We start from the raw sequence: 22797 nt of genomic DNA, 5'->3' as shown, positions 1-22797 counted from the left end.
GGCGGGTCGGGCGGCGCCGGTGACGTTCTCGAATCGTCCGCCGGCGTCGTCCGACCATTGACTTGGTGTCAACCAGCAGGTTGTGCGTCACGGACGTTGGTGTTGCCGGACTCCTCCTCCGAATCCGTGGCGCTGGTGGCGTGTCGTGCTGCGATGTATCCGAAGGTCATGGCGGGTCCGATGTTGATGCCGCCGGACGGGTAGTGCCCTCCCATGACGCTGGCCTGGTCGGATCCCACGACGTAGAGGCCTGCTATCGGGGTGTCGGAATCGTCGAGCACACGCGCGGAGGCGTCGGTGACGATACCGGCGAAGGTTCCGAAGCTGCCGGGTACGACCTTGACAGCGTAGAACGGTCCCTTCTCCAGTGGGGCGAGTGAGGGATTCGGGAATGGGTTGTCCGGGTCTCCGGAGCCGCGGTTGAACGGCGTTTCGCCGCGGTGGAATTCGGGGTCCTTTCCGCGTCGGGCATGTTCGTTGAACGCTGCGACCGTGGTGTGGAGTTGGGCGGGGTCGATGCCGCATTGCTGTGCCAGTTCGGTGAGGGTGCGTCCGGTCTTGAGGTAGCCCGAGCGCAGGTACGGCCAGACCGGGATGGGGCGCGGTTTGGACATTCCCAACGGATACAGGCGCTGGAACCGGTGATCGCAGACCAGCCACGAGCACACTTGCTGCCCGTCGGGAACGGCGTCGATCATCGCGGTGGTGTAGTCGTGGTAGCCGTCGGCCTCGTTGACGAACCGTTTACCTGATGCCAATACCCCTATGGCACCGGGCTTTCCGCGGTCGAGGATGTGCGGGAAGACGCCTGTCTTGCCGTTGCGGTACGGCACCAGCGAGACCGGGCAGTAGGCGACCGGTGAGGCGAGGGTGGTGTCGAGTCGGCCGCCGGCGGATTCGGCGAGCGCGATCCCGTCGCCGGTGGTGGTGTCGGGGGCCAGGGTCCAGTGTTCACGCCCGGTCGGGGTGCGCGGAAAGTACTTTTTGCGCATTCCGACGTTGCTGGGGAAGCCACCGGTCGCGAGGATCACTCCCCGGGCGGCGTGGATGGTGACCGTGCCGTCGGGGCCGTCGAGCTGTGCTCCGGTCACCGCCCCGGAGTCGTCGGTGGTCAGCGTGCGTGCCGGCGACGAGACGCGGATGTCGACGCCGAGTTCGTCGGCCGAAGCCAGGAGTCGGCCGATCAGGGCGGTGCCGTTGACCAGTTGCATGCCCTTGCGTGCGGTGGCCAGGTCGATGATGTGCCGGGTGACGCGGCGTGCGGCGTGCCCGAAGGCCTTCGGGGAGCGGGTGGCGTGCAGAAACGCCTGGAGGTCGGGGCCGGCCATGATTCCCATGCCGAGGAATGAGGTTTCGTAGAGTTGCCAGCGCAGCTTCGCCCGAACCGGGGCGGGGATCTGGTAGGCGTCGATGGGCTGGGGTGCCACCGATCGGTGTCCGGTTCCGGCGCCGGGGGTGCCGCCGTGGATGTCGGCGATGGTGGTTCCGGGTACGAACTGCAGTCTGGTCTTGTCGTGGAAGAACCCGACCATGCGCGGCGCTTGCGCCAGGAACGCATCGACCTTGGCGGCGTCGAAGTTCGTCCCGAGCAGGTGTTGCAGGTAGGTGCGCGGCAACTCGATGTCCTCGTCGACGCCGTCGGCGCGGGCGAGGGGGTTGCGCGGCGCCCACATCCATCCGCCCGACCAGGCGGTGGCCCCGCCGCAGACGTCGGCCTTTTCGGCGACGATGACTTTCGCGCCGTGGTAGGCGGCGGTGACGGCGGCAGCGAGGCCACCGGCTCCGGCGCCGATGACGAGCAGATCGCACGAGAGGGTGTCGGTCATCGCCGGCCCTGCCCGGTCCACTTGTACGACCACAGTCCGGTCACGAGCGCCACGAGGGACGCGGCGGCGAGCAGGATGGCCACCGGGGTCCAGTTTCCGCTGTCGCCGAGCAGGGCGGTGGCGGTCAGGGGCACGAAGCCGCCCACGGCCCCGGCGACGGCGTAGCCGAAGCCTGCGCCGCTGTAGCGGATGCGGGCGTCGAACATGTCGGTGAACCAGGTCTGCTGCACCGAGGCGGAGATGTTGTGTCCGAGGTTGATCAGGATGAAGAACCCGAGAATCATCATCGGCATCGATCCGCTCTCGAGGGCGAAGAAGAACGGGACACCGGCTGCGGCCGCGCACAGCGGGCCGATGATGTAGAACCAGCGGGCACCGAACCGGTCTGCGAGCAGTCCCCACAGCGAGGTGGTCGGCACGGCGAGGACGAGGGCGACCATCGATGCGGTGAGCACGCTGCTCGGCGGGGTGTCGGTGTAGTTCTTGACGTAGACCAGCGAGAATGTGAAGCCGATGTAGAACGTGCTCTGGTCGACCAGGCGCATCCCGATGATGGCGAGGATCTGCTTGGGGCTGGTCTTGAGGGCCTCGAGCAGCGGTGCGGCCTGCTTCTTCTTCGTCTCTTCGAGTTCGGCGAACACCTTCGACTCGGGGACGCCGCTGCGGATCCAGAGCCCGACGAGTGCGAAGAGGATGCTGACCAGGAACGGCAGACGCCAGCCCCAGGTGTCGAACTGCTCCTCGGTGGTGAGGTTGGTGACGATCGAGAACGCGAGGGTGCCCAGGAGTAGGCCGAGGAACGATCCGATCTGTACCCCGCTGGCGAGGAAGTTGCGCTTGTTCTTCGGCGCGTTCTCCACCGCCATCAGGGCCGCTCCGCCCCATTCGCCGCCGACTGCGATGCCTTGCACCGCGCGCAGGCTGACCAGCAGGATCGGGGCCGCGATGCCGATGGCGGCGTAGCTGGGCAGCAGACCGATGGCGGTGCTGGCCAGACCCATGATCAAGATGGTGATCACCAGCATCTTCCGGCGGCCGACCCGGTCACCGAAGTGGCCGAAGATCGCCCCACCGATCGGGCGGAAGACGAAACCGACCGCGAACGAGCCCAGCGAGGCGAGGACACCCACGGTCGGGTCCTCGGAGGGGAAGAACATCGGTCCGAACACCAGGGCGGCGGCGGTCCCGTACAGGAAGAAGTCGTACCAGTCGACGATCGCGCCGACCGTGCTGGCCATCGCCGCCCGCCGGGCGCCGGACGGCGGCGGTGCGGGCGCTTCGCCGTCGACCGGACCGGTACGGCCGGAGGACGAATAAGGTTCCGAGGCTGGAACATTCGAAACAGTCATGGGTGGGGGTTCTTTCCTGGGGTGAAGCCCGAGCCGAAGGGGCGGTTGCGGCGGAGGGGGCGCAGTGCTTGAATGACTACGTAGTAAATTTGTGATTCACAGCATAAGTAGGGCGCAGCTGTCCGTCAACTCCCACCTTGGAAACCGCGTAAAGGACTGTTCATGACACGACCCATCGGGCTGGCCCACCTGTCGGCTCTGCATCTACCCCCTCCCGAGTTGGTCGAGGCTGCGGCCGACTGCGGCTTCACCTCCATCGGCGCGCGGGTGCATCCCGCCACCACGTCGGAGACCCGGTATCCCATGGCCGCGGGCTCCCCGATGTCGGCGCAGACCCTCGCCCGACTCGAGGACACCGGTGTGAGCGTGTTCGATGTCGAGGTGTTCACCCTCGACGGGATGCGCAATCGCGGTGAGTGGATGCCGGTGCTCGAGGCCGGCGCCGCCCTCGGTGCCCGGGTACTCAACGTGATCGGCGGTGACGACGACCGCCATCGCCTGACCGATTCCCTGGCTGCGCTGGTGCGCGATGCCCACGAGTTCGGTATCACCGCCTCGATCGAGCCGATCTCGTATCAGAAGGTCGACACCTTCCACGCCGCCGCCGCCGTGGCCGAACAGACCGGGTGCGGGATCATGCTCGACGTCCTGCACTTCGTCCGCGCCGGGGGCACCGTCGGCGACCTCGCGGCTGCTCCGCCGGGAGCGGTGCAGGTGATCCAGTTGTGCGACGGTCCCGCCGCGGTCCCACACCTGGAGGCGCCGCCGCGGATGCCGCTCGGTCAGGACACCAACGGGTCCGACCGCCAGATCGAATCGCGCGCGAAACGTCAGGTGCCCGGGGACGGCGCGTTTCCCCTGATCGAGATCCTCGCGGCGCTGCCCGACGTCCCGGTCAGCGTGGAAGTTCCCGACGTCGCCTTCGTCGAATCACACGGCATCACAGAACATTTGCACATACTGATGGTCGCAACACAACAGCTGATCACCACCGCCGACACCGAACGAACGGAAGCGATTCGATGACCGCAGTCGACACCACCGACTCCCTGCACGTCACCACCGCCGACCCCTCGACGTTCTATCCCGGCCGATTCGCCGGACGCGTCATCCTCGTCACCGGCGCTGCCGGTGGCCTCGGATCAGCGGCAGTGGACCGGCTCATCCACGAGGGCGCCTCGGTGGTGTGCACCGACGTCGTCGGGGACGGGGACGGGACGGGCCGCGACATCGCGGCTCTCGACGTGACCGACCGTGCAGCCTGGGACGAGACCCTCGCCCGTGTGTTGGCCACCCATGGCCGCCTCGATGGCGCACTCTTCGCGCACGGCATCCAAGGACCGGAAACCACGATCACGGCCATGCCGTTCGAGGGCTGGTCGAAGACCATGAGTGTCAACCTGGACGGCTGCTTCCACGGCCTCGCCGCACTACTTCCCACGCTGACCGAGCAGGGTTACGGCCGGGTGGCCATCTTGTCCTCGATCTCGGCGCGGGAAGGTAATCCCTTCCAGGCCGCCTACTCCGCATCGAAAGCGGCCGTGGTGTCCCTGGTCAAAACCGCCGCCAAGGAGGTCGCCACACACAACGTCACCGTCAACGCGATCGCACCCTCGATGATGCACACCCGGATGCTCGACGACCTCAGTCCCGAACGCAACGCCGCACTCCTCTCCCGGGTCCCCATGGGCCGGGTCGGCAGCACAGCAGAATTCGCTGCCCTGGCGACCTGGCTGCTCTCGACCGAGGCCAGCTACGTCACCGGACAGACACTGGACCTCAGCGGTGGCCGGAACACCGCCTGACAGTGGGTAACCGTTTCCGGTCGGCCGCCGGCGCCGCGCTCGGCCGGGCCGAACCGGAGGTACGGACGTTGCCGGCGCATACTTCGACGGCGATCCGCGCGAGTGCCGCGGCCGGGAATCCCGGACCGCGGCGCACCCGCCGCCAATCTCCCCCACGCCCGCAACACCAATCCCGGACCGAGGAGGGAGGGGTTGTCCGATGAAACCCACGAGGAAGGCACACCCACCAGCAATCGAGGTGGTGCGAGGACGACCCGTCGAAGCCGTTCGACGCCGACCACACGGCGCCACGCCCAGGCCTCGGAGCCCGCGGCGACGTCATCCGAACCCGGCCCACCGTTGGGTATGATCCGCACGTGGTAACCAGTGTCGATCTCGCCGCCTACCTGGGACTGAGCCAGTCGACAGTCTCCCGTGTCATGCGAGGAGACCCCGCCGTCGCCGAGCGGACGACCAAACGGGTACTTGCCGCAGCCCGGGAACTCGGTTACGTCCCCAACTCGGCAGCTCGCAGCCTGGTCACCAGACGGGCGCGGGCGATCGGTGTCGTGGTCGCCGACCTGACCTCGCCGTTCTACCCCACCGTCGTCGACGCCATTCAGCACCGGCTCAGCGAACGCGGCTATCGCATGGCCCTCATACGCGACCCGGACGTCCCCGAGGGCGTCGACAGCGTGGACGTCCTCGACCCGGCGACCGTGGACGGGATGATCTTCGTATCCGCTCGCCGCAAATCCCGCACCGTGCGCCGAGTGCTCGAACGAAGCACCCCAGTGGTGCTCCTGAGCCGCGACGATCCCACCCTGTCTCTCGAAGTGGTCCTCTCCGACGACGAAGGTGCCGGCGAGCTGGTGATCGACCACCTGACCGCACTCGGTCACCGCGACATCGCGATCCTGTCGGTACCGCGCGACCGCACCAATGGTGCCGCCCGCGAAGACGGCGCCCGGCACGCACTCCAACGCCGCGGAATCGCCCTACCCGACCACTACATCCGCCGGGCAACCATGACTCACGAGCACGGCGTGGACATGGCGACATCACTGCTGTCGATGGACCACCCACCGTCAGCGATCTACTGCGTCACAGACGAATTGGCGTTCGCAGCATTGGACGCGGCCGCGCGTCTCGGCGTGTCCGTACCCGCCGAACTGTCCGTGATCGGCTTCGATGACTCACCACAAGCGCGATGGGCAATGATCAACCTCACCACCATCCACCAGCCCATCGAGGACATGGCCGCCGAAGCGGTCCAGCTCCTCCTCGCACGACTCGACGACAACACACCGGAACAACCCGGCAAGCGAGTCTTCCCGGTCAGCCTCCAGATCCGAGGCACCACCGGCCCAGCCCCGCAACGCGCCGCGTCCACCAGCTAGGTAGCCAGAAGCGGTATAGCCGGGTTTTGGGGTCACGCTTGTGGTGCAGGTCATGGTCGGCGGCTTGGTGTTCCAGCCGCGAGTTGCGCTGTGGCGGTGAGAGTGTCGACTGTTTCGAGACGGCAGCGGACGCTGGTGAGGTAGCGAGCGGCGTCGGCGGATCGACGATACGGTGGTCGTAGGACAAGACAGATAGGCCATCCACCGGACATCGATCTGGAGATCCCCTTCATCGAGAAATTTGCTCTTACTAAGGCGAGCGTAAGTATGTCGACTGATTATGCGGCGGCGCGGATGTAGGCGAGGTGGGGGTCGGCGAAGAAGCCGCGGACGAGGTGCGGCATGCGTTGCAGCCGCCGCAGAGCCCGGGTGCACAGGGTCTTGAACTGGTCGGGCCCGGTGATGCCGGATCGGCCGATGCGGTCGTGTTTGACGTTCTTCCATACCCATTCGTCCGGGTTGAGTTGCGGCGAGTAGGCGGGGATGCGGAACAGGGTCAGTTGGCCGCCCGTGGAGTCGGCGAAGGCGGTGACGGCCTTGGACCGGTGGACGGGATGCCCGTCGAGGATCAAGAACACCGGCCCGTCGTTGTCGCGGAGCAGGCGTTTGCAGAAGTCGATGAACTTCGCTGCGGTGAGGGTGCCATCGATGATCGAGAACCGCAGAGCACCTTTGGCACTGATCGCGGAGATCATGTTCACCGAGAACCGGGCCCCGGTCACCGCAACGACCGGGGTGCGCCCGACCGGCGCCAGGTGGTGCCGGCGTGGTAGTCGCTGCGCACGGATGCCTCGTCGGTGAAGTAGATCGTCGCTTTCGCCTTCTTCGCCTGTTTCTGGATCTTCGGGAACGTCGTGCTCTTCCACTGCTCGACGGCCTCGGGGTCGGCCTGATACGCCCGGTAGAGGGGTTTCTGCGGGGACAATCCCATCGCTTTGAGCCACCGGCCGACGGTGACCTCGGACATGGTGACCCCGAACTCGCGGCCTATCACCTCGCGAATCATGTTCCGCGTCCACAGGGCGAACTCGAACTCGAGCTGACGCGGATCGGTGCCGACGATGATCGAATACAGCCGCGCCAGCTGATCGCCGGTCAGGGTGGGAGGTCGGCCGGGCACCGGTTTCGCTTCGAGCGCCTCCCAGCCCCCGGCGCGGAACTTCGCGACCCACCCGTAGACGGTCTTGCGGTGCAGCCCCAACGTCTCGGCGACCTGTTCGGGGTGCGCCCCGGCCTGAACCTGCTCCACCGCACGCCTTCTCAACACAGCAAGGGTTGCATGGTCGAGTTTGCGGCCATCGTTATCTCGCACACCGTGATTCAATCAGACACAAGGCCAATAGTCGACATACTTACGCACTAATTAGTACGTACCACCTCACCGCCGGGGCGCTCACCCAACGGTTAGGAGCAATCGCTGCCCACCATCACCCGATCCACGCCGACGGTGTCGATGGCCGCCCACACCACGTCCTGCTCCGAAGTCAGTTCCGGCGGCGTCACGATTTCGCTCTGTCGTGGGGGTACTGCTCGGCGATCTCACTTGCCTCCCGGACAAGCCAGGTCAGCCCCACTGCGCCGTCTTCCCCAACCGTCCGCAGATCCGCCCACCGACTCTGCGGGCCACGGACGCACACCAACGCCAACCGTTCTCGGACAACGCCTGCCACAGCTGCTCCACCGCGGACGACCCCATGCCGTCCATTCAACCGCAGAACATCACGCCGGTGCCGAAGCCCGGGCGCGGGCACGCCGGGACGACAGGTGCCGTATCCAGCATGTCGCGGCTCCGCGTCTGCTGCTGGCACCCATATGGGCCATAGGTCCCCTATGCACACCGCACTGCCGATGGGTGAGTGGCGGAGCGACGACATCGGAACCTGGCCTGGATCTCGCCGCACTGCGTGGATTTCGAGGGCCGTCGGCGAGAGCTGGCGCGAAGGCCATCGCGGACATCACCGCTCGGATCGAGTCACATCTGGCCGGCCACGACGGGTACCTCGCGTTCTCCGGCGGAAAGGATTCGCTCGTCATCCTCGACCGGGCCCGCCGCGTCGAACCGGAGGTGCCGGTGGTGTTCTTCGACTCCGGCCTCGACTACCCCGAAACCTACGACTACCTCACCGAACTCGCCCACACCTGGCGGCTGGACCTGCACTGCATCCCCACCGACCCACCACTGCTGCAGGTGCTCGCCGACTCCGGCCTGTGGAACCACACCGCACTCACCGACGGTGCGGCCGCGGCGATGGTGGATCTGCACGCGGCGCTGATCACTGAACCCGCTCGCCGCGCGCACGCACTGCTCGGCCCGGGTGAGCTGTGGGGTATGCGGGCCGACGAATCCGCCCCCGCCGAATGCTCTACACCCGAGGTGGCCGCCGCGACGGCATCATCGCCCGCGCGGACGGCACCGCCGCGTACGGGCCGATCTGGGACTGGACCACCGAGGACGTCTGGGCACACATCGCCCGACACCGGCTGCCCGTGAACCCGGTCTATGCAAAACTCCGTGAGCTGGGTGTCCCCGAGCAGCAGCACCGCCTCTCCCACCTCATCGACGGTGGCCACCTCGACCGCGGCCGGCTGACCTGGCTTCGCCGCGGGTGGCCCGCCCTCTTCGAGCAACTCGTCGATGTGCTCCCCCGCATCCGACAACTGAGCTAGAAAAAAATGTCGTCGGGGTATGTCGAGAACCCGCGCGCGGCTTCGTCCCCGGAGTGAAACGGCCAGAATGGGCCGCACCGCACCCAGGGAGAACATGATGGCCAAGTACCTGTTGCTCAAGCACTACCGCGGCGCGCCGGCATCGGTCAATGACGTACCGATAAACCAGTGGACGCCGGAGGAAATCTCGGCCCACGTGCAGTACATGAACGACTTCGCCGCCCGACTGGAGGGCACCGGCGAGTTCGTCGACAGTCAGGCACTCTCCCCGGAGGGCACGTTCGTCCGGTACGACGGCGAGGGGCGACCGCCGGTCACCGATGGCCCGTTCGCGGAGACCAAGGACCTGATCGCCGGCTGGATGGTGATCGACGTCGAGACCCACGAGCGGGCACTCGAACTGGCCGGCGAACTGTCCGCCGCCCCGGGCGCGGATGGGAAACCGATCCACGAATGGCTCGAGATGCGACCGTTCCTGACCGCCGCACCGAACACTACGGAGTGCGGCTTTCACCAGGGATGATGACACGTCCCCCGATCCGCTGGTCCCGGTGCCGGGGCCACTCGAACAAGGGCGGGCTGTCTAGTACCTGAGCAAGAATGAGCTAGAGTTTGAACACTGCGGATGCACAGGATGAGCCGGAGGCTTTCACCCCTACTCGGGGTTGGTGCCTTCGGTTTTCTGTTTCGCGAGCCGCTCGTCGGTCATCCGCTTCTTCAGCTCCCGGCGGGCGCGTTGCTTCGGGGTCTCCTCCGGTTCGGGTTGGTCGTCGACGGGCCGGAAATGCGCGCGTCCCAACTTGATGTCCGGGTGCACGACCAACTCGGGGCGACCCTTGTCGTCGGTAAACAGTCCCATCTCGTTCCCCTCATTCCTCGGTGATGTCCCGCAGCTGCACGATCATCCGCCGGCCGATGCTCCCGTCCGGGCGACGGTAACGCCCCTCACCGGCCGAGACCACATCGAACCGCATCCCCCGCGGCAGCAGGTGCGCAGTGTCGTCGACCGTGTCCGACCGCCCCATATGTCGGTTTCGATCTCGAACACCACGTCCCGCTCCCGACCGTCGGGTCAAGTTCGTGCAGGGCATGGGTGGCCACTGTGTGCCGGTCGAAATCCAACCGCGATCCCGGCTGCAGCGTCGAGGGCAGGTTGACCGCTTCCTGCGGCACCATGTGCGGGAGCGTAACCGCGCAGTAGAGGATGTGTCCTCGGTCGTTGAACCGTTCCGCGGTCTGAATCGCCCGGTCCACCCGCTGGACCTGCGACCGCATCTTCACGTCCAGTTGCTGCGCGTCACCGCGTGCCGTCGACAACGCCTCGCCGACCGTCTTCCACCGGTCCGGGTCGGTAATCAGGTTCTGCACGGCGGTGTAACCGACTGCCGGCAACCGCGACTGCGCCTGGTGCTTGTTCACCGAGCGCACCTTGCGCTGACGTGAACTCGGCGGCTGACGAATCGAATCCGGGATCGGCAGCTCGCGGCGTTTACGTTCGGAGACCTCGGGCACTGTCGCTCGGGGGAAGGCCCGCTCCAGGTCTTTCCGAGCACGGGTGAATTCGGCGTCCTCAACCATCCGGTCCAGCTCCCGCGCCGAGTCACGCTCCTGTGCGCGGTCTTTGTACGTGTCGGCGGAACGATAGCCGGCGGGCTTCGATGCGGGCGTGGTGCTGGTGCCGGCCTCCGGATCCAACCGACTCGCCGGTGCATCCGGGCTCACGTTGTACGCCACCAGATCCCCTCCCGCTGCGTCGAATACCCCCCAGATATGATGAAGCGTGGCAGGCAATAATGTCCCAATTGACGACCTGCCACGCTCGAACCCGACCGCAGCGTGGGTCTACCCGGGAGAAGCATTCCGGTGACCAAACCAGCAACTCGCTCCCACGCGTGCTGTCGGCGTTGCCGCCGACGGTACGAGCATACCGAAACACGCAGAGGTGGAACCCGATCCGCTCGCACTTAGGGGTTTCGTCGTTCGGGGTGTTGACCTGCGATCACGGCACGTCCCCTCGCGGACTGGGTGAGCTGAAGACACCGTACCGCCAGTCTTCTCGGACGAAGGCCTCCGTGTCACGATTCTGAGTCGTTAGCGACCGCACCGCAGCAGACCTCGAACGCGAACTCGCCATGCTCGTCTACGTGCGGGACCGCCTCCGGGCGTCGGAGGGCGAACACTTCCGAATCCCGACCACGAGCGCCGACGTGGTACTCGATGCGCTCAACAGCATCGAACGGTCTCCGTCGGATCCGACATTATTCCGCCCGGAAAGAGCACGAATGACCACAGGTTCCCGGTTCCGAGGAGGTGGTCACGGGCCTGCACCAAGGCAAATTCCGCTGGTTGCCAGCGGGGAGAATAGCCTTGTACCAGAGTCCTCTGAAGTAAAGAGCCCAGTAGCTGCCGGTCCTCGCGTCCGTGAGCAACTCAGGGCTTGCTTCACCGTCAACGAATTCCTCGACATCGGCAGCTGTCTGCCCACCGGTGTCGCTGGGCTACGCCGACCGGGCCCCGTTCCCGCGTTCCGCCCGCCATACCGTTGGACTGGATCCGAACTCGTTTCGAAACCATCGCGAGAACGCGGAGAGCTCGGAAAATCCAAGCAGTCCAGCGATATCCGTTAGGGAGCGTGTCTGCTGGGTGACATATCTCCGGGCCAACTCCGCTCGGATGGTATTCACCATCTCCGAGAATGAGGTGTTCGACCGGGCAAGAAGTCGATATACCGTGACGCGGTTGACTCCCAGGGTCTTCGCGGCATGCTGCAGTGAACACCGGCCGGTCGGGAGAGTGGTCTCGATCAATTCACGGATGCGATCGAGGTCATCGACGGGGCGCGGGCTGGCGATGGTGTCGATATATTCCTTCGCGAACGATTGAAACAACGTGTCAAACAGTTTGTTCGGGAGGTCTAGGTCGCTCGCAGGAAATACGAAACCATTGAAATTATCGCTAAATCGGACCGACTTCCCCAAGGTCTTGGGGTGACGTGTCCGGGTGGCCGGCGCGTCGTGGGTGAAGCAGATATGTGCCGGATTCCACTGGTTTCCGACAACGAACTTGATTAGACGGATAAGCGCCCCCACGGTCATCTCAGAAAAATGTGTGGAGTTGACGTCGGGACTTAGGTTGAAGTCAATCCTGACCTTCGCGAGGTCGTCCGCTTCGGAGATCCGGAGGCTGATGGCCTCGCTGCGAATGTGCTGATATTGGCCGAGCAACATCAGTACGCCGCGAAGATCCGCCTCGCCCTGCGCAGCGACACTGATCGGGCCTAGGTTGGTCATCTTCCGGCTGTCGGCCAGGCGAATTCCGAAGTCCTCGAGACCTGTTGCCACCGCAGACCGCTCGAGGAGTTGAGCGGCGGCGTCGATGGCGATCCACTGGTTTGGCACGGCCAGGTCAGCTGCCTGCAGTCCCACCGACCTCAGTAAGGGAAGTGGGTCAACTTTCCGAGACCGAACGAGATCCAGGTAGCCGGTCAGAGCGGCATTGCGGACGAGCATGGTCATCGCGGCGTCTTTCCGATTCTCGTCGAGCGGAGGTAAGCGTTCTCCTTCAGTCGTGACGACCTGGCAGGGGGCTCCCTATTGCGGCGCGCGAGGGGGAGGTGCCTCCTGCCTGGGTTTATATCACTTGGTAAGGCCAGGTACTGGCAGTCGAGGGTACCTCGCAGCTGCGGTCGTGGGTAGCGCCGAGTGCCTGACGACCGGTGACCGATATCGCCTGCTGCCAGCGAGTGCGGCCGGGTCCACCGACAGGGGATGCTCCGTCTGTTCCTTCGGCCGATCGGCTTCAGCAGGTACGCCGAGGGGGGCGGATCCACCGGGCGATGGGTCAGCGACCCCGAGTTGTGAGCGTGGGATAACCGCAACCTCCGGCAGGCGGGCCGGGTCCACCTGACCAGGGATCCGCGGATGTCGCGGCGAAGGCACTCCGGAGCTTGGTGTCCTGAGCGTTCAGGTCCGGGCTTGGCTCCGAGGCTGCCGGCGAGGCCGCACCGCCGGATCTGCCGGCTTCCCGAGCCGACCGTTCGTCGCGGCTTCGTGTCCGGGCACCAGTAATAGCGCGTCAAGCGAGATGCAACGTGAGGTCAAATTCTTTTCACGCCCGAGCGATACAGTTTTGACACCTGAAGCTGCGAATCCAGTCATTGATGGTCGCAATTGAAGAGCATTCAGCGATCGGCCCCTGACATTGCGGGCCGAGCTGAACGAGTAACCCTTCCGCATGAAAGAAAAGGAGCGACACCCATGGGCACCGCCGTTAAATTCGAGGAACCCGCGCAAGCCGCGAATTCGCGGATCAGAATGAAGCAGTTGACCCGTCACATCGGCGCCGAACTGTTCGACGTGCAGATTCCCGATATCACTCGCGACGACACACTCTTCGCAGAATTGAAGATGCTCCTCCTGAAGCACAAAGTGTTGTTCCTCCGAGATCAGGACATCACGCGTACTCAACACGTCGAGTTCGCGAAGAAGTTCGGTTCGCTCGAAGAGGGCCACCCCAACACCGATGATGATTCGGGCGTAGTGCTCCTGTACAAGGACAATTCGAGCGAGGGGCACTACGAGAACTCTTTCCACAGCGACACCAGTTGGCGCGAGTGTCCATCCATGGGCTCCGTTCTGCGTTGTGTGGAAACGCCGGAGGTGGGTGGCGACACCGTCTGGGTCAACATGGTCGAGGCGTATCGGGAGCTTCCGGACCATGTCAAGGAGGACGTGCGGTTCCTGCGTGCTCGGCACGGCTTTGAGGCAGTTTTCGGTGCTTCCAAGCCGCTGGACGTGCGGCACGAGTTGAAGGAGCGTTTCCCTGATGCCGAGCACCCGGTTGTGCGCACGCATCCTGAGACGGGTGAAGAGATCCTCTATGTGAATGTGTTCTCCACGCACTTCACGAACTTCCACACGCCGAGCAGGGTGCGTTACGGTGCCGATTACTCGCCGGGCGCGAGTAATTTGCTCGACTACCTGAAAAGCCGGGCATTGATCCCTGAATATCAGGTCCGTTGGACGTGGACGAAGAACAGCGTCGCTATCTGGGACAACCGATCCACGCAGCATTACGCGGTGCAGGACTACTGGCCGGCGGTCCGGAAAATGGAGCGCGCGACGATCGCCGGAGATCAGACCTTCTAGGTCTCCCGTTCCCGCGTGTGTTGCCCGGAAGTTCCGGCCGCGCAGAACAACGCGACCGCACGGGCCTGATGACAGGTGACCTGCCGGAGAAACCCCGTGCCCACCACCTTCCGCGGCCGTGCGCGAGACAGCATTAGCGACCGACCCCAGGACCCCCATGACCGGCACTCCCCACGCATCCGAGCTCCGTTCACCCATTCCGCGGCCGAACTCGCGCGAGGCGTTCCTCACCGCGCAGGTGCAGAGCTATCGACAGCATCGACGGCGCACGCAGCAGGCCGCCGCAGCGGCGGCTCGCCGGACCTACCCGCATCACGAGGCGGCGGAGATCATCCGGTTCGCCGAGGTCTGGGCACCCTACGGCGGCCCGCCCGGCGACGAAGTGTTCGTCCGCTTCGGGATTACCACCGCCCAGTTCCGGGCGCGACTGCGCGACGCCCTCCGGCAGTGTTCCGATCCGGACACCACTCGCTGGCGCACTGCGGCGTATCGCGGTGCGTGAACGCCCGCTTGACCAGCGGGCGACCGAGTACGACGAACTCCTCCACGGCGCGCTCGCGCCGAGGTGTTCGGGTCCGCACCGCCGGACCGCATCACACAATTTCAGCCATCACACAGTTTCAGCTCTGATAGGAAAACGATGAGTAGATTCGACGTCACCAAGACGAACATTGCGGTTGAGCAGTTGATCGAGCAGACCGTCAACCCGCGGCACCGGTACCTGCTGCATGCTTACAACCGGCACCGCAACCTGGAGATCGCCGGCCGTTGGGAGGAGATCTTCGCACCCGACATGATGGTCGACAAACCCGTCTACAACTTCAACACGTTCGGTCGCATGGTCAAGCTCGAGGGTGCCGACGCGATCAAGAGTGTCTACTGCGAATGGGCTGGAACCGGGCAGTGCATCTTCTACGTCGAGGACGAGAAGATCGCTGTCGGCGACAACCTGATCTGCACCGACTTCGTGCTCTACCAGCAGACGCCCGGAGCGGCGCTGGCCGCTGACGGCGTCGACGTCGACCCGCAGGCGACCTATCTGATGAAGAACCGGCAGTACATGAACTGGCCCTACGACGACGAGGGCCGCCTCATCGGTGAGGATGTGTGGGAGGTCGACGAATCCACACGGGAGTACATCCGACTCGACCCCTCCGAGGTGCTCACCTGTGCACTGGCGGCGCCCCTGCTCGAGCCGCTGATCAAGCCGTTGCCGGCGCGTCCCTTCTAGGGAATTCACCCACTGTCCGCCGAAGACGGTAGCGGCACTGGGGGTTCCGCCCCGCAGATGCCCGGGCAGGTGGTCGGCTTCGGTGAACCACCGCCTGGGCTTTCCGATTCTTCGCCGGTGATCCCGGCGACGGCGCCGTTCCCGGCCAGTGCCCGCGAAGGCGTCCGGCCACCTTCGGGCGCCCCAAGGCGATCCACGCCCGCTTCGACAAAGCCCCCCGGCCGCAGTACCCACCGAGAGAGTTGCCACATGCTCAATCTGTCCATGCTCCTAGAGGATTCCGCTCGTCGGTATCCGGACCGCGTCGCCCTGATTCACTGCGAGCAGCGGTTCACCTACGCCCAGCTCGACGCCGTCTCCAACCAGGTAGCCAACCTTCTCGTCTCGCGCGGGATCCGGCCCGGCGACACGGTGGCCCTGTCCCTCCCGAACGTGCCGTGGTTCCCGATCCTCTACTACGGGATCCTCAAGGCCGGCGCGGTGGTGGTGCCGCTGAACATCCTGCTCAAGGGCCGCGAGATCGCTTACCACCTGGCCGACTCGCAGGCCAAGGCCTACTTCTGCCACGAGAGCACGCCGGACCTGCCGATCGCCGAGTTTGCCCGCGAGGGCTTCGCCGACACCCCGGGCTGCGAACACCTTTTCGTGATCAGCGCGGACCAGGTGGTCCCGGAGAAGGGCGTCCCGGCTCTGCCGCACGCCCTCGAAAACCAGTCCAGCGAGTTCGAGAGCGCGCTGCGCGAGGCCACCGACACTGCCGTGATCCTCTACACCAGTGGCACCACCGGGCAGCCCAAGGGAGCCGAGCTGTCACATTCGAACATGGTGATGAATGCGCAAACGTCCAACCGCCTGTTCGACTCGAGACCGAGCCAACAGGACACGCACCTGACGGCGCTACCGCTTTTCCACACCTTCGGCCAGACCGTGAACATGAACTCGGCCTTCTCGGTGGCCGCGACATTGATCCTGCTGCCGCGATTTGATGCAAAATCCGCCCTGAAGATCATGAACGAGCAGAACGTGACGGTCTTCGCGGGGGTGCCCACCATGTACTGGGGTCTGCTCGACGCCCTCGCCGCCGGAGTCGACGGAGTGGACGTGACACGGATCGCGGCGAACCTGCGTAAGGCGATCTCGGGTGGATCGGCGCTGCCGGTAGAGATCCTCAAGCAGTTCCGGCAGCGATTCGGCGTCCAGATCCTCGAGGGCTACGGGCTGTCGGAAACATCGCCGCTGGCGGTGTTCAGCGACGCCGAGAGCGATACCCGGCCGGGGTCGATCGGCACGCCCGTCTGGGGTGTGCAGGTCCAGTTGGTCGATGCCCAGTGGAAGCCTGTGACCTCGCCCAATGAGGTAGGTGAGATCGCGATCCGGGGCCACAACGTGATGACGGGCTACTACAACCGGCCCGCGGCCACCGTCGAGGTGATGCGCGAGGGCTGGTTCCGCAGCGGGGACCTCGCCCGCCGGGACGAGGACGGCTTCTACTACATCGTCGACCGGGCCAAGGACATGATCGTGCGCGGCGGTTTCAACGTGTACCCCCGGGAAATCGAGGAGGTACTCATGGCCCACCAGGCGGTCTCGCTGGCGGCAGTGGTCGGGGTACCGCACGAAAGCCACGGCGAGGAGGTCAAGGCCTTCGTCATCCTGGGCAAGGATGCGGACATTTCCGAAGGCCAGCTGATCGAGTGGACCAAGACGCAGATGGCCGCCTACAAGTACCCACGGATGGTCGAGTTCGTCACGTCATTGCCGATGACCGCCACCGGAAAGATCCTCAAACGCAGCCTCGCCTAGGTTGCCTCACGCATCCGACCGCGCCGGCAACCGGGGGCCGCAACGCGACTCCCATGACACTTACTGGCCCCATCGGGCACTACTGCATGGAGAAACAATGCTCGACAAGCTGCACATCGTGGTGGGAGAGGTCCGGTCACCGGTCCTGACCAACAGCCCCTCCGGATCCGACGAGGCCGTGGTGTTCGTGCACGGAAATCCCGGGGCCGGCGACGACTGGGTCCCGTTGTTGGAGAAGGTTGCCGCCTTCGCCCGGGTGATCGCCCCCGACATGCCCGGTTTCGGCGACACGGAACGGCGCACGAATCAAGACTTCACGGTGCCGTCGCAGGCAGAACACCTTGAGGGAATCATCAACCAGCTCGGTGTCACGCGCGCGCATCTGGTCCTCCACGATTTCGGGGGGCCGTGGGGGCTGGCCTGGGCTGCCGCGCATCCCCAGCACGTCGCGAGCGTCACGCTCATCGACACCGGCATCAACAGGAACTCGCACTGGCACGGATTCGCTCGCCTGTGGCGAAGCCGGTTCGTCGGCGAACTGGTGCAACTGATGATGAGCCGCCGGGTCACCCGGGCGATCATCGGACGCAAGAATCCCGCATTGCCCGAGAACTGGCTGAACCGGATCGTGGACCACGCCGCGCCCTGGGGTACCAAACGGGCGGTGCTCCAGATGTACAGGTCCCTGGACCTCGCCGTGCTCGAAGGAAGTTTGACCGGCCCGCTCCGGGATCTGGAGGTTCCGTCGCTCGTGGTGTGGGGCGCGGACGATCCCTTCATTCCCGTCGAGTTCGCCCAGCGGCAGTTGGCGAGCTTTCCCGGCGCGCGGGTCGACATCGTGCCGGGAACCGGACACTGGCCCTGGCTCGATGCGCCCGACAAGGTCACCGACATCGTGCTGCCGTTCCTCCGTGCCCAGTTCGACGATGCCCCCTCCGACGCGGCTGGTATCTCCGGTCGCGACGTGCCCACGACCACGGTCGGTCATTAGATTAGGAGCACCACATGGAACTGCGTGCCATCTCCGTCGACGACCCGGCCGCCGCACCCCGCGTCGGCCCCAGCACCCGGTCGAGTAGGTATCCGTGGATCGTCTTCGCCCTCACCTTCGGGCTGCTGCTCTCGGACTACATGTCCCGGCAGGTTCTCAGCGCCATCTTCCCGTTCCTGAAAACTGAATGGGCGCTGTCTGATTCCCAGCTCGCCTCGCTCTCGAGCATCGTCGCGCTCATGGTCGGCCTGCTCACCCTGCCGCTGTCGCTGCTGGCGGACCGGTGGGGCCGGGTCAAGAGCCTGGTCCTCATGGCCGTGCTCTGGAGCGCAGCCACCCTGTTGTGCGCGGTGGCCGGCAGCTACGAACAAATGCTCGGTGCCCGGTTCCTCGTCGGAGTCGGCGAGGCCGCCTATACCAGCGTCGGTATCGCGGTCGTGCTCAGCGTCTTCGCCCCCCGACTGCACGCCACCCTCAGCGGAGCCTTCATGGCCGGCGGATCATTCGGGTCGGTGATCGGTGTCGCCCTCGGCGGCGTCATCGCCGTCCACGTAAGTTGGCGCTGGTCGTTCGCGGCCATGGCGATCTTCGGTTTGATCCTGGTCGCGCTGTACCGAGCCCTGATCACCGAACGTAAACTTGCCCAGCACGCCGCCGACGACCTGCCCGCGGTCACAGCTGCTGCAACACAGGCGGGGTACCGCGCCCCGGTGTCGACCCTGTTCACCAACCCGGCGGTCCTGTGCGCCTATATCGGCGGCGGACTGCATCTGTTCACCGCCGGAGTGCTGCTGTCCTGGCTCCCCAGCTTCTTCAACCGCTACTACGACCTTGCCCCGGCCGAGGCCGGCGCGATGGCGGCAGTCTTCGTGTTGCTCGTCGGCAGCGGAATGGTGATCTGCGGCATCATCACCGACCGTGTCGGCCGCACCGACACCAGCCGCAAGTGGACCGCAGCGATCGCCTTCTGCCTGATCTCGCTCGTGTTCCTGACGGTAGGATTTAGCGTCGGTACCGGGACTGCGCAAATGGTCCTGATCGCAATCGGTGCCTTCTTCTCCGGCGGGGCGTCCGGCCCATCCGCGGCCATGGTAGCCAATCTCACGCACTCCTCTGTCCGAGCCTCCGCCATGGGTACCCTCGCCGTTGCCTACAACCTGCTGGGAATGGCGCTGGGCCCCTTCACCGTCGGTGTCCTCGCCGACCACCTAGGGCTGCTTCGGGCCCTGCAACTCTCACCCCTGGTCTACCTCGGTGCAATCGCCGCACTGATCGCCGGCAAGCGGCTCTACCCGGCCGGGATGCGAAAGCTCGCCGCACTGAGCACGGACACACCACACCCGTGAATCCCCCGACCCACGCGGGGGCCGGTCCTCACCCTCACTCCGCCGCGCGGGCAGCCGGGCGACCGCATCTGGCTCGCTCCTTATCCACCTCCTCGCTCATGCCGGGCCGCTTGGCTTGGCCAGCGATCGACCGTGCTCAGCCTGGACCCGCTGCCGTCGGGAGGCGTCGTTGACCGGCCACGTGTGCGACCCGGGCTTTCGCGCCTCGCCCGCCAGCTGCTTGACGGGGCTCGCGGACGCGGCCTCCTTGAGCTTCGCGCCGAGGCGGCCCCGCAGGTGCAGCCGCATCGCGGTGTCGTCCCGGTGGGCGACCTGGAAGACGCCGCCGCCACGCCCCAGGCTGACACACATGGCAGCGATCCCCTTGCCGAAGTCTGCGGGCCGCTCCCCTGCTATCCGGCTGAGCACCGTGTCAGCGGCATGCGCGCCGAGGGGCAGCGCAGCTTGGCAGCTCATCCGCATCGGCAGGTTCGACGGGGCCGCGGCATCGCCAGTCGCGACGATGCGTTCGTCGTCCACGCTGGTCAGCGTCTCGTCGGTGAGGAGACGGCCCACGGCGTCGGTGCTCAGCCCGCTGCGGCCGGCCAGGTCCGGAACGCCGAAGCCGGCGGTCCAGATTGTCACCGTGCTCGGCAGCTCACGGCCGCCGCTGAGCTCCACGGCGTCGCGTGTCACCGTGGTGACCTTCGCGCCAGGGCCATCGAGCACGGTCATACCGAGATTGGACAACCCCTTGGCCACTGAGCGTCGGCCCCGTGGGTGCAGGTACGGGCCGAGCCGGTCGCCGCAGACCAGAGTCACGGTCCGCCCAAGCTCCGCGAGCTCGGCCGCCGTCTCGATGCCGAGCGGACCGCCACCGACCACCGTCACCGGCGCCGCGACGGGGGCGTCATCGAGGACGGACCGAAGCCGCTGCGCCTCCTCCAGGCCGGCGGTCGGATAAGCGAACTCGGTCGCTCCGGGTACGCCCCGGTCGGCGCTGCCACTGCCCACGGCGTAGATCAGGTAGTCGTATCCGACGGTCCCGCCGGACTCCAACATCACACCGCGCTCGGCAGCGTCGATCCTCGTCACGCTGTCCACCAACAGCCGGATACCGTCGGCCAGCACGGCGGAGTAGTCAACCACCGCATCGTCGGACCCGCCCACCAGCTGATGCAGGCGGACCCGCTCGACGAAACACGGACGCGGGTTGATCAGCGTCACCGCCACATCGTCGCGCTTGGTCAGGCGATTCGCCGCCATCACGCCGGCGTACCCGCCACCAACCACGACCACATCGATCTTCCCGGGGCGCACACTGCTCGCATTCATGATGTCTCCTTGAGATTGGCGTCGCACATAAGACGCCGCCCGCCCCACCAATGTGACAACACGTGACCCACACCCCTTCCCTGACACAACGGTCAGATCAGCGCAGGGACCCTGAGTGACGTTGAGGACCCCTGAGTGAGCTGCACGGGTCGCCGCTGCCCCCTTGCATGGGCCCGTGCTGATCATGGACCGACACTCGAGCCCGGCCATCCCGCCCACCACCGTCATGTTTACAAAAACTCGATTGCGGAAAAGCGCACCCGAGGAGGTGCACACCATGACCACCGAACAGTGCGTCAGCGATACCGACAGCACACGCCAGGCCGCCATGCCCATCCACACACAGACGCTCCACGACCTGGTCGCGGCGATGTGGTCCGTCGACACCAGCGACGGGCCACTCGACCTCGACGCGGTAGCACGGATCCGGCAACACCAGTTCGACGACTAGATCCTCGCCGCCGCCCGCTCCGGCTTCCTTACCGCGCGCGAGATCGACACGCTCGTGCAGTCCTGGCACGCCGACCCCCGGTCGCTGTTCGACGCCCTCCTCGCCAACTCCGACGACCTCACCCGGAGGCGCTACCAAGCGATCTGGAACTCACTGGGCCCCCTCGACGCAGTCGAGTACGCCTGACGCATCCCCCGCAGAAACCGCGGAACCAGCCTCGCTGTCGGTTCGCGCGCGTCGGATAAGAAGACCTTCTCGTCTGCCTCGGAGAACACCGCTCCCACGTAGGTGCGGATCCGGAACACGGGCCGCGCCGGACCATCCTGTTGTCAGGTCGAAGGGGTCGTCGGGGGCAGATTCCACTCGTGAGCGTGGACGAGAGGAACCGAGCCGGTCTCCCGCAGACGCGCGACGACGGTCAATATTTCGTCGTCGTAAAGGGATCCGTCGCTACTGATTCCGGCTCTATCGAGCATGGTGCGCCAGCCGCTGTATCGCAGGCCCGGGCCGAGTTGTTGGTTCCCCAAGGAGATCTGGCGCGGTGGCCTCGGCGATCACCGCACATGCGTCAGCGGCGTTGGCGGCGGTCCGGCAGATACCTCGCAGATAGGGTGATGACACCGGCCGGAAAGGCGCTGAAAACGCTGCTACTGAGTAGTGTTCAGAATTAGCCTCGCGGCCGGAAATCTATTTGCAACGTGATGTCGACCCCTTGCTGAGTGGCGTCGGCAATCCGATCCATCAGGTCATACGCCAGATCCCGATACCGGGCTTCCCACCTGGTCGTATCAAGGTGACTGGTGTCAGCCGCGAGGAACTCGCTCCATGCGGCGTGCGCGGCCGTCACTGCTGCAATCACGTCATCGGTTCCGTCGGCAGTCATAGAACGATCCTCCTCTTCTCGAGGACGCCCAGCTATTCGAAGCCAAGTCGGAGCAGCCCGAACGGCCTTTCCTCGACGGGGTCAAGCGCGCTGGTGCGTCGGGCCCCGCGACGGCGTGAAGCGAGCTCCGAATTTCGGATACGTGCTGATCAGGGCGGTGGCTCGGCTCCGACCTGGTGAGCCAGGCCCCGTCGGGATCCGGCCCAGTTTCGGCGTCACCACAGCCCGTGCCGGCGTTACGATCGGGCCATGGGACTGGGCGCCGTGGGGCGAGCGCTGATACGGGCCGCGTACCGGCTTGTTCGTTTCCCGCTGCACCTGGTCGACGACGTGGTGTTGCCGGTGATCTTCGACGAGCAGGCACCGGTGCGGCGGGCGTACGGGAAATTCCTCCTCGACTGCGACGGCGCCGCGGCGTACCTCCTCGCCGACGACACGGCGGCGGTCCGTGCCGCCATTCTCCGTGGACGCAGCGCCGCCTTCCACGATGCGATCGCCCGCCACCCCAGTAGCATCCACACCGAATCCGAGGTCGTGATGATGCACCACCGGGCACGTTTTCGAGAACGCCGCAGCGCCACCAACCCGCCCGGACACTCGACAAC

The 22797-nt window shown here is 65.7% G+C and carries 23 protein-coding genes and 1 pseudogene; 14 read left to right on the top strand and 10 right to left on the bottom strand.

The window, feature by feature from the left end:
- Window positions 1–68 precede the first annotated feature (68 nt).
- Together G9373_RS39110 and G9373_RS39105 are read right to left on the bottom strand one after the other, a co-directional pair.
- A complete protein-coding gene (locus G9373_RS39110) occupies window positions 69–1826 on the bottom strand; it encodes an FAD-dependent oxidoreductase (protein WP_167120344.1) in 1758 nt (585 codons plus the stop codon).
- Window positions 1823–3175: an MFS transporter gene (locus tag G9373_RS39105; protein ID WP_167120341.1), complete on the bottom strand. Its 1353-nt coding sequence runs from the start codon at window positions 3173–3175 to the stop codon at window positions 1823–1825. Before G9373_RS39105 ends, G9373_RS39110 begins: the two co-directional genes overlap by 4 nt.
- Before the next feature lie 162 nt (window positions 3176–3337).
- Here G9373_RS39105 and G9373_RS39100 point away from each other — a divergent pair, with 162 nt between their 5' ends.
- The 3 genes from G9373_RS39100 (at window position 3338) to G9373_RS39090 (ending at window position 6359) form a co-directional block, all read left to right on the top strand.
- Window positions 3338–4201 carry a sugar phosphate isomerase/epimerase gene (locus G9373_RS39100; protein ID WP_167120338.1) on the top strand — a complete coding sequence of 288 codons (864 nt, stop codon included), beginning with the start codon at window positions 3338–3340 and terminating at the stop codon, window positions 4199–4201.
- Window positions 4198–4980, top strand: a complete 783-nt coding sequence (locus G9373_RS39095) for an SDR family NAD(P)-dependent oxidoreductase (protein ID WP_164065656.1) — start codon at window positions 4198–4200, stop codon at window positions 4978–4980. Before G9373_RS39100 ends, G9373_RS39095 begins: the two co-directional genes overlap by 4 nt.
- Before the next feature lie 356 nt (window positions 4981–5336).
- Window positions 5337–6359 carry a LacI family DNA-binding transcriptional regulator gene (locus G9373_RS39090; RefSeq protein WP_167120335.1) on the top strand — a complete coding sequence of 341 codons (1023 nt, stop codon included), beginning with the start codon at window positions 5337–5339 and terminating at the stop codon, window positions 6357–6359.
- A gap of 278 nt (window positions 6360–6637) precedes the next feature.
- Here the strand turns inward: G9373_RS39090 and G9373_RS46010 are convergent, their stop codons facing one another.
- From G9373_RS46010 to G9373_RS47940, 3 genes are all read right to left on the bottom strand, one after another.
- The gene (locus G9373_RS46010) at window positions 6638–7114 is read right to left on the bottom strand and encodes a transposase (protein WP_240960986.1); all 477 of its coding nucleotides are present in this window, start codon (window positions 7112–7114) and stop codon (window positions 6638–6640) included.
- The gene (locus G9373_RS46005; protein ID WP_346842905.1) at window positions 7078–7626 is read right to left on the bottom strand and encodes an IS630 family transposase; all 549 of its coding nucleotides are present in this window, start codon (window positions 7624–7626) and stop codon (window positions 7078–7080) included. Before G9373_RS46005 ends, G9373_RS46010 begins: the two co-directional genes overlap by 37 nt.
- 297 nt (window positions 7627–7923) lie before the next feature.
- Window positions 7924–8055, bottom strand: a complete 132-nt coding sequence (locus G9373_RS47940; protein WP_277346731.1) for a hypothetical protein — start codon at window positions 8053–8055, stop codon at window positions 7924–7926.
- A 204-nt stretch (window positions 8056–8259) separates the two neighbouring features.
- Here G9373_RS47940 and G9373_RS39075 point away from each other — a divergent pair.
- Together G9373_RS39075 and G9373_RS39070 are read left to right on the top strand one after the other, a co-directional pair.
- A pseudogene (locus G9373_RS39075) lies at window positions 8260–9026 on the top strand (phosphoadenosine phosphosulfate reductase family protein).
- 97 nt (window positions 9027–9123) lie between these two features.
- The gene (locus tag G9373_RS39070) at window positions 9124–9549 is read left to right on the top strand and encodes a YciI family protein (protein ID WP_206033423.1); all 426 of its coding nucleotides are present in this window, start codon (window positions 9124–9126) and stop codon (window positions 9547–9549) included.
- 132 nt (window positions 9550–9681) lie between these two features.
- On the opposite strand, the gene G9373_RS39065 is transcribed toward G9373_RS39070, so the two are convergent.
- The 3 genes from G9373_RS39065 to G9373_RS39055 form a co-directional block, all read right to left on the bottom strand.
- Entirely contained in the window at window positions 9682–9885 is a 204-nt protein-coding gene (locus G9373_RS39065; protein ID WP_167120332.1) for a hypothetical protein, read from the bottom strand.
- An 86-nt stretch (window positions 9886–9971) separates the two neighbouring features.
- Window positions 9972–10760 carry a hypothetical protein gene (locus tag G9373_RS39060; RefSeq protein ID WP_240960984.1) on the bottom strand — a complete coding sequence of 263 codons (789 nt, stop codon included), beginning with the start codon at window positions 10758–10760 and terminating at the stop codon, window positions 9972–9974.
- Between the two features lie 764 nt (window positions 10761–11524).
- Window positions 11525–12541, bottom strand: coding sequence for an AraC family transcriptional regulator (locus tag G9373_RS39055; protein ID WP_167120330.1), 1017 nt, complete (start codon window positions 12539–12541; stop codon window positions 11525–11527).
- A gap of 741 nt (window positions 12542–13282) precedes the next feature.
- On the opposite strand from G9373_RS39055, the gene G9373_RS39050 reads away from it, so the two are divergent.
- The 6 genes from G9373_RS39050 to G9373_RS39025 all read left to right on the top strand — a co-directional run bounded on the left by G9373_RS39050 (window position 13283) and on the right by G9373_RS39025 (window position 19544).
- Window positions 13283–14173: a TauD/TfdA family dioxygenase gene (locus tag G9373_RS39050; RefSeq protein WP_167120327.1), complete on the top strand. Its 891-nt coding sequence runs from the start codon at window positions 13283–13285 to the stop codon at window positions 14171–14173.
- A gap of 157 nt (window positions 14174–14330) precedes the next feature.
- A complete protein-coding gene (locus G9373_RS39045; RefSeq protein WP_167120324.1) occupies window positions 14331–14675 on the top strand; it encodes a hypothetical protein in 345 nt (114 codons plus the stop codon).
- A 138-nt stretch (window positions 14676–14813) separates the two neighbouring features.
- The gene (locus tag G9373_RS39040) at window positions 14814–15404 is read left to right on the top strand and encodes a hypothetical protein (RefSeq protein ID WP_167120321.1); all 591 of its coding nucleotides are present in this window, start codon (window positions 14814–14816) and stop codon (window positions 15402–15404) included.
- A gap of 249 nt (window positions 15405–15653) precedes the next feature.
- The gene (locus G9373_RS39035; RefSeq protein ID WP_167120318.1) at window positions 15654–17207 is read left to right on the top strand and encodes a long-chain fatty acid--CoA ligase; all 1554 of its coding nucleotides are present in this window, start codon (window positions 15654–15656) and stop codon (window positions 17205–17207) included.
- A 97-nt stretch (window positions 17208–17304) separates the two neighbouring features.
- Window positions 17305–18198, top strand: coding sequence for an alpha/beta hydrolase (locus G9373_RS39030; protein WP_167120316.1), 894 nt, complete (start codon window positions 17305–17307; stop codon window positions 18196–18198).
- A gap of 14 nt (window positions 18199–18212) precedes the next feature.
- Window positions 18213–19544, top strand: coding sequence for an MFS transporter (locus G9373_RS39025; RefSeq protein WP_167120313.1), 1332 nt, complete (start codon window positions 18213–18215; stop codon window positions 19542–19544).
- Between the two features lie 96 nt (window positions 19545–19640).
- On the opposite strand, the gene G9373_RS39020 is transcribed toward G9373_RS39025, so the two are convergent.
- Complete coding sequence (locus tag G9373_RS39020; RefSeq protein ID WP_167120310.1) at window positions 19641–20858, bottom strand: FAD-dependent oxidoreductase; 1218 nt, start codon at window positions 20856–20858, stop codon at window positions 19641–19643.
- Window positions 20859–21135: 277 nt separating this feature from the next.
- On the opposite strand from G9373_RS39020, the gene G9373_RS47135 reads away from it, so the two are divergent.
- Entirely contained in the window at window positions 21136–21309 is a 174-nt protein-coding gene (locus G9373_RS47135) for a hypothetical protein (RefSeq protein ID WP_240960983.1), read from the top strand.
- 54 nt (window positions 21310–21363) lie between these two features.
- On the top strand, window positions 21364–21495 hold the full coding sequence (locus tag G9373_RS47935) for a hypothetical protein (RefSeq protein ID WP_277346730.1): 132 nt from the start codon (window positions 21364–21366) through the stop codon (window positions 21493–21495).
- 481 nt (window positions 21496–21976) lie between these two features.
- On the opposite strand, the gene G9373_RS39010 is transcribed toward G9373_RS47935, so the two are convergent.
- A complete protein-coding gene (locus G9373_RS39010) occupies window positions 21977–22192 on the bottom strand; it encodes a hypothetical protein (protein ID WP_095869789.1) in 216 nt (71 codons plus the stop codon).
- A 249-nt stretch (window positions 22193–22441) separates the two neighbouring features.
- On the opposite strand from G9373_RS39010, the gene G9373_RS39005 reads away from it, so the two are divergent.
- A partial coding sequence (locus G9373_RS39005; RefSeq protein WP_167120307.1) for a hypothetical protein occupies window positions 22442–22797 on the top strand: 356 nt, incomplete at its 3' end.

Source organism: Rhodococcus sp. A14 (assembly GCF_011603105.1).
GTDB classification, from domain to species: domain Bacteria; phylum Actinomycetota; class Actinomycetes; order Mycobacteriales; family Mycobacteriaceae; genus Rhodococcus_F; species Rhodococcus_F opacus.
The sequence above is the reverse complement of the archived record's forward strand: the minus strand, read 5'-3'. Positions and strand labels throughout refer to the sequence as shown.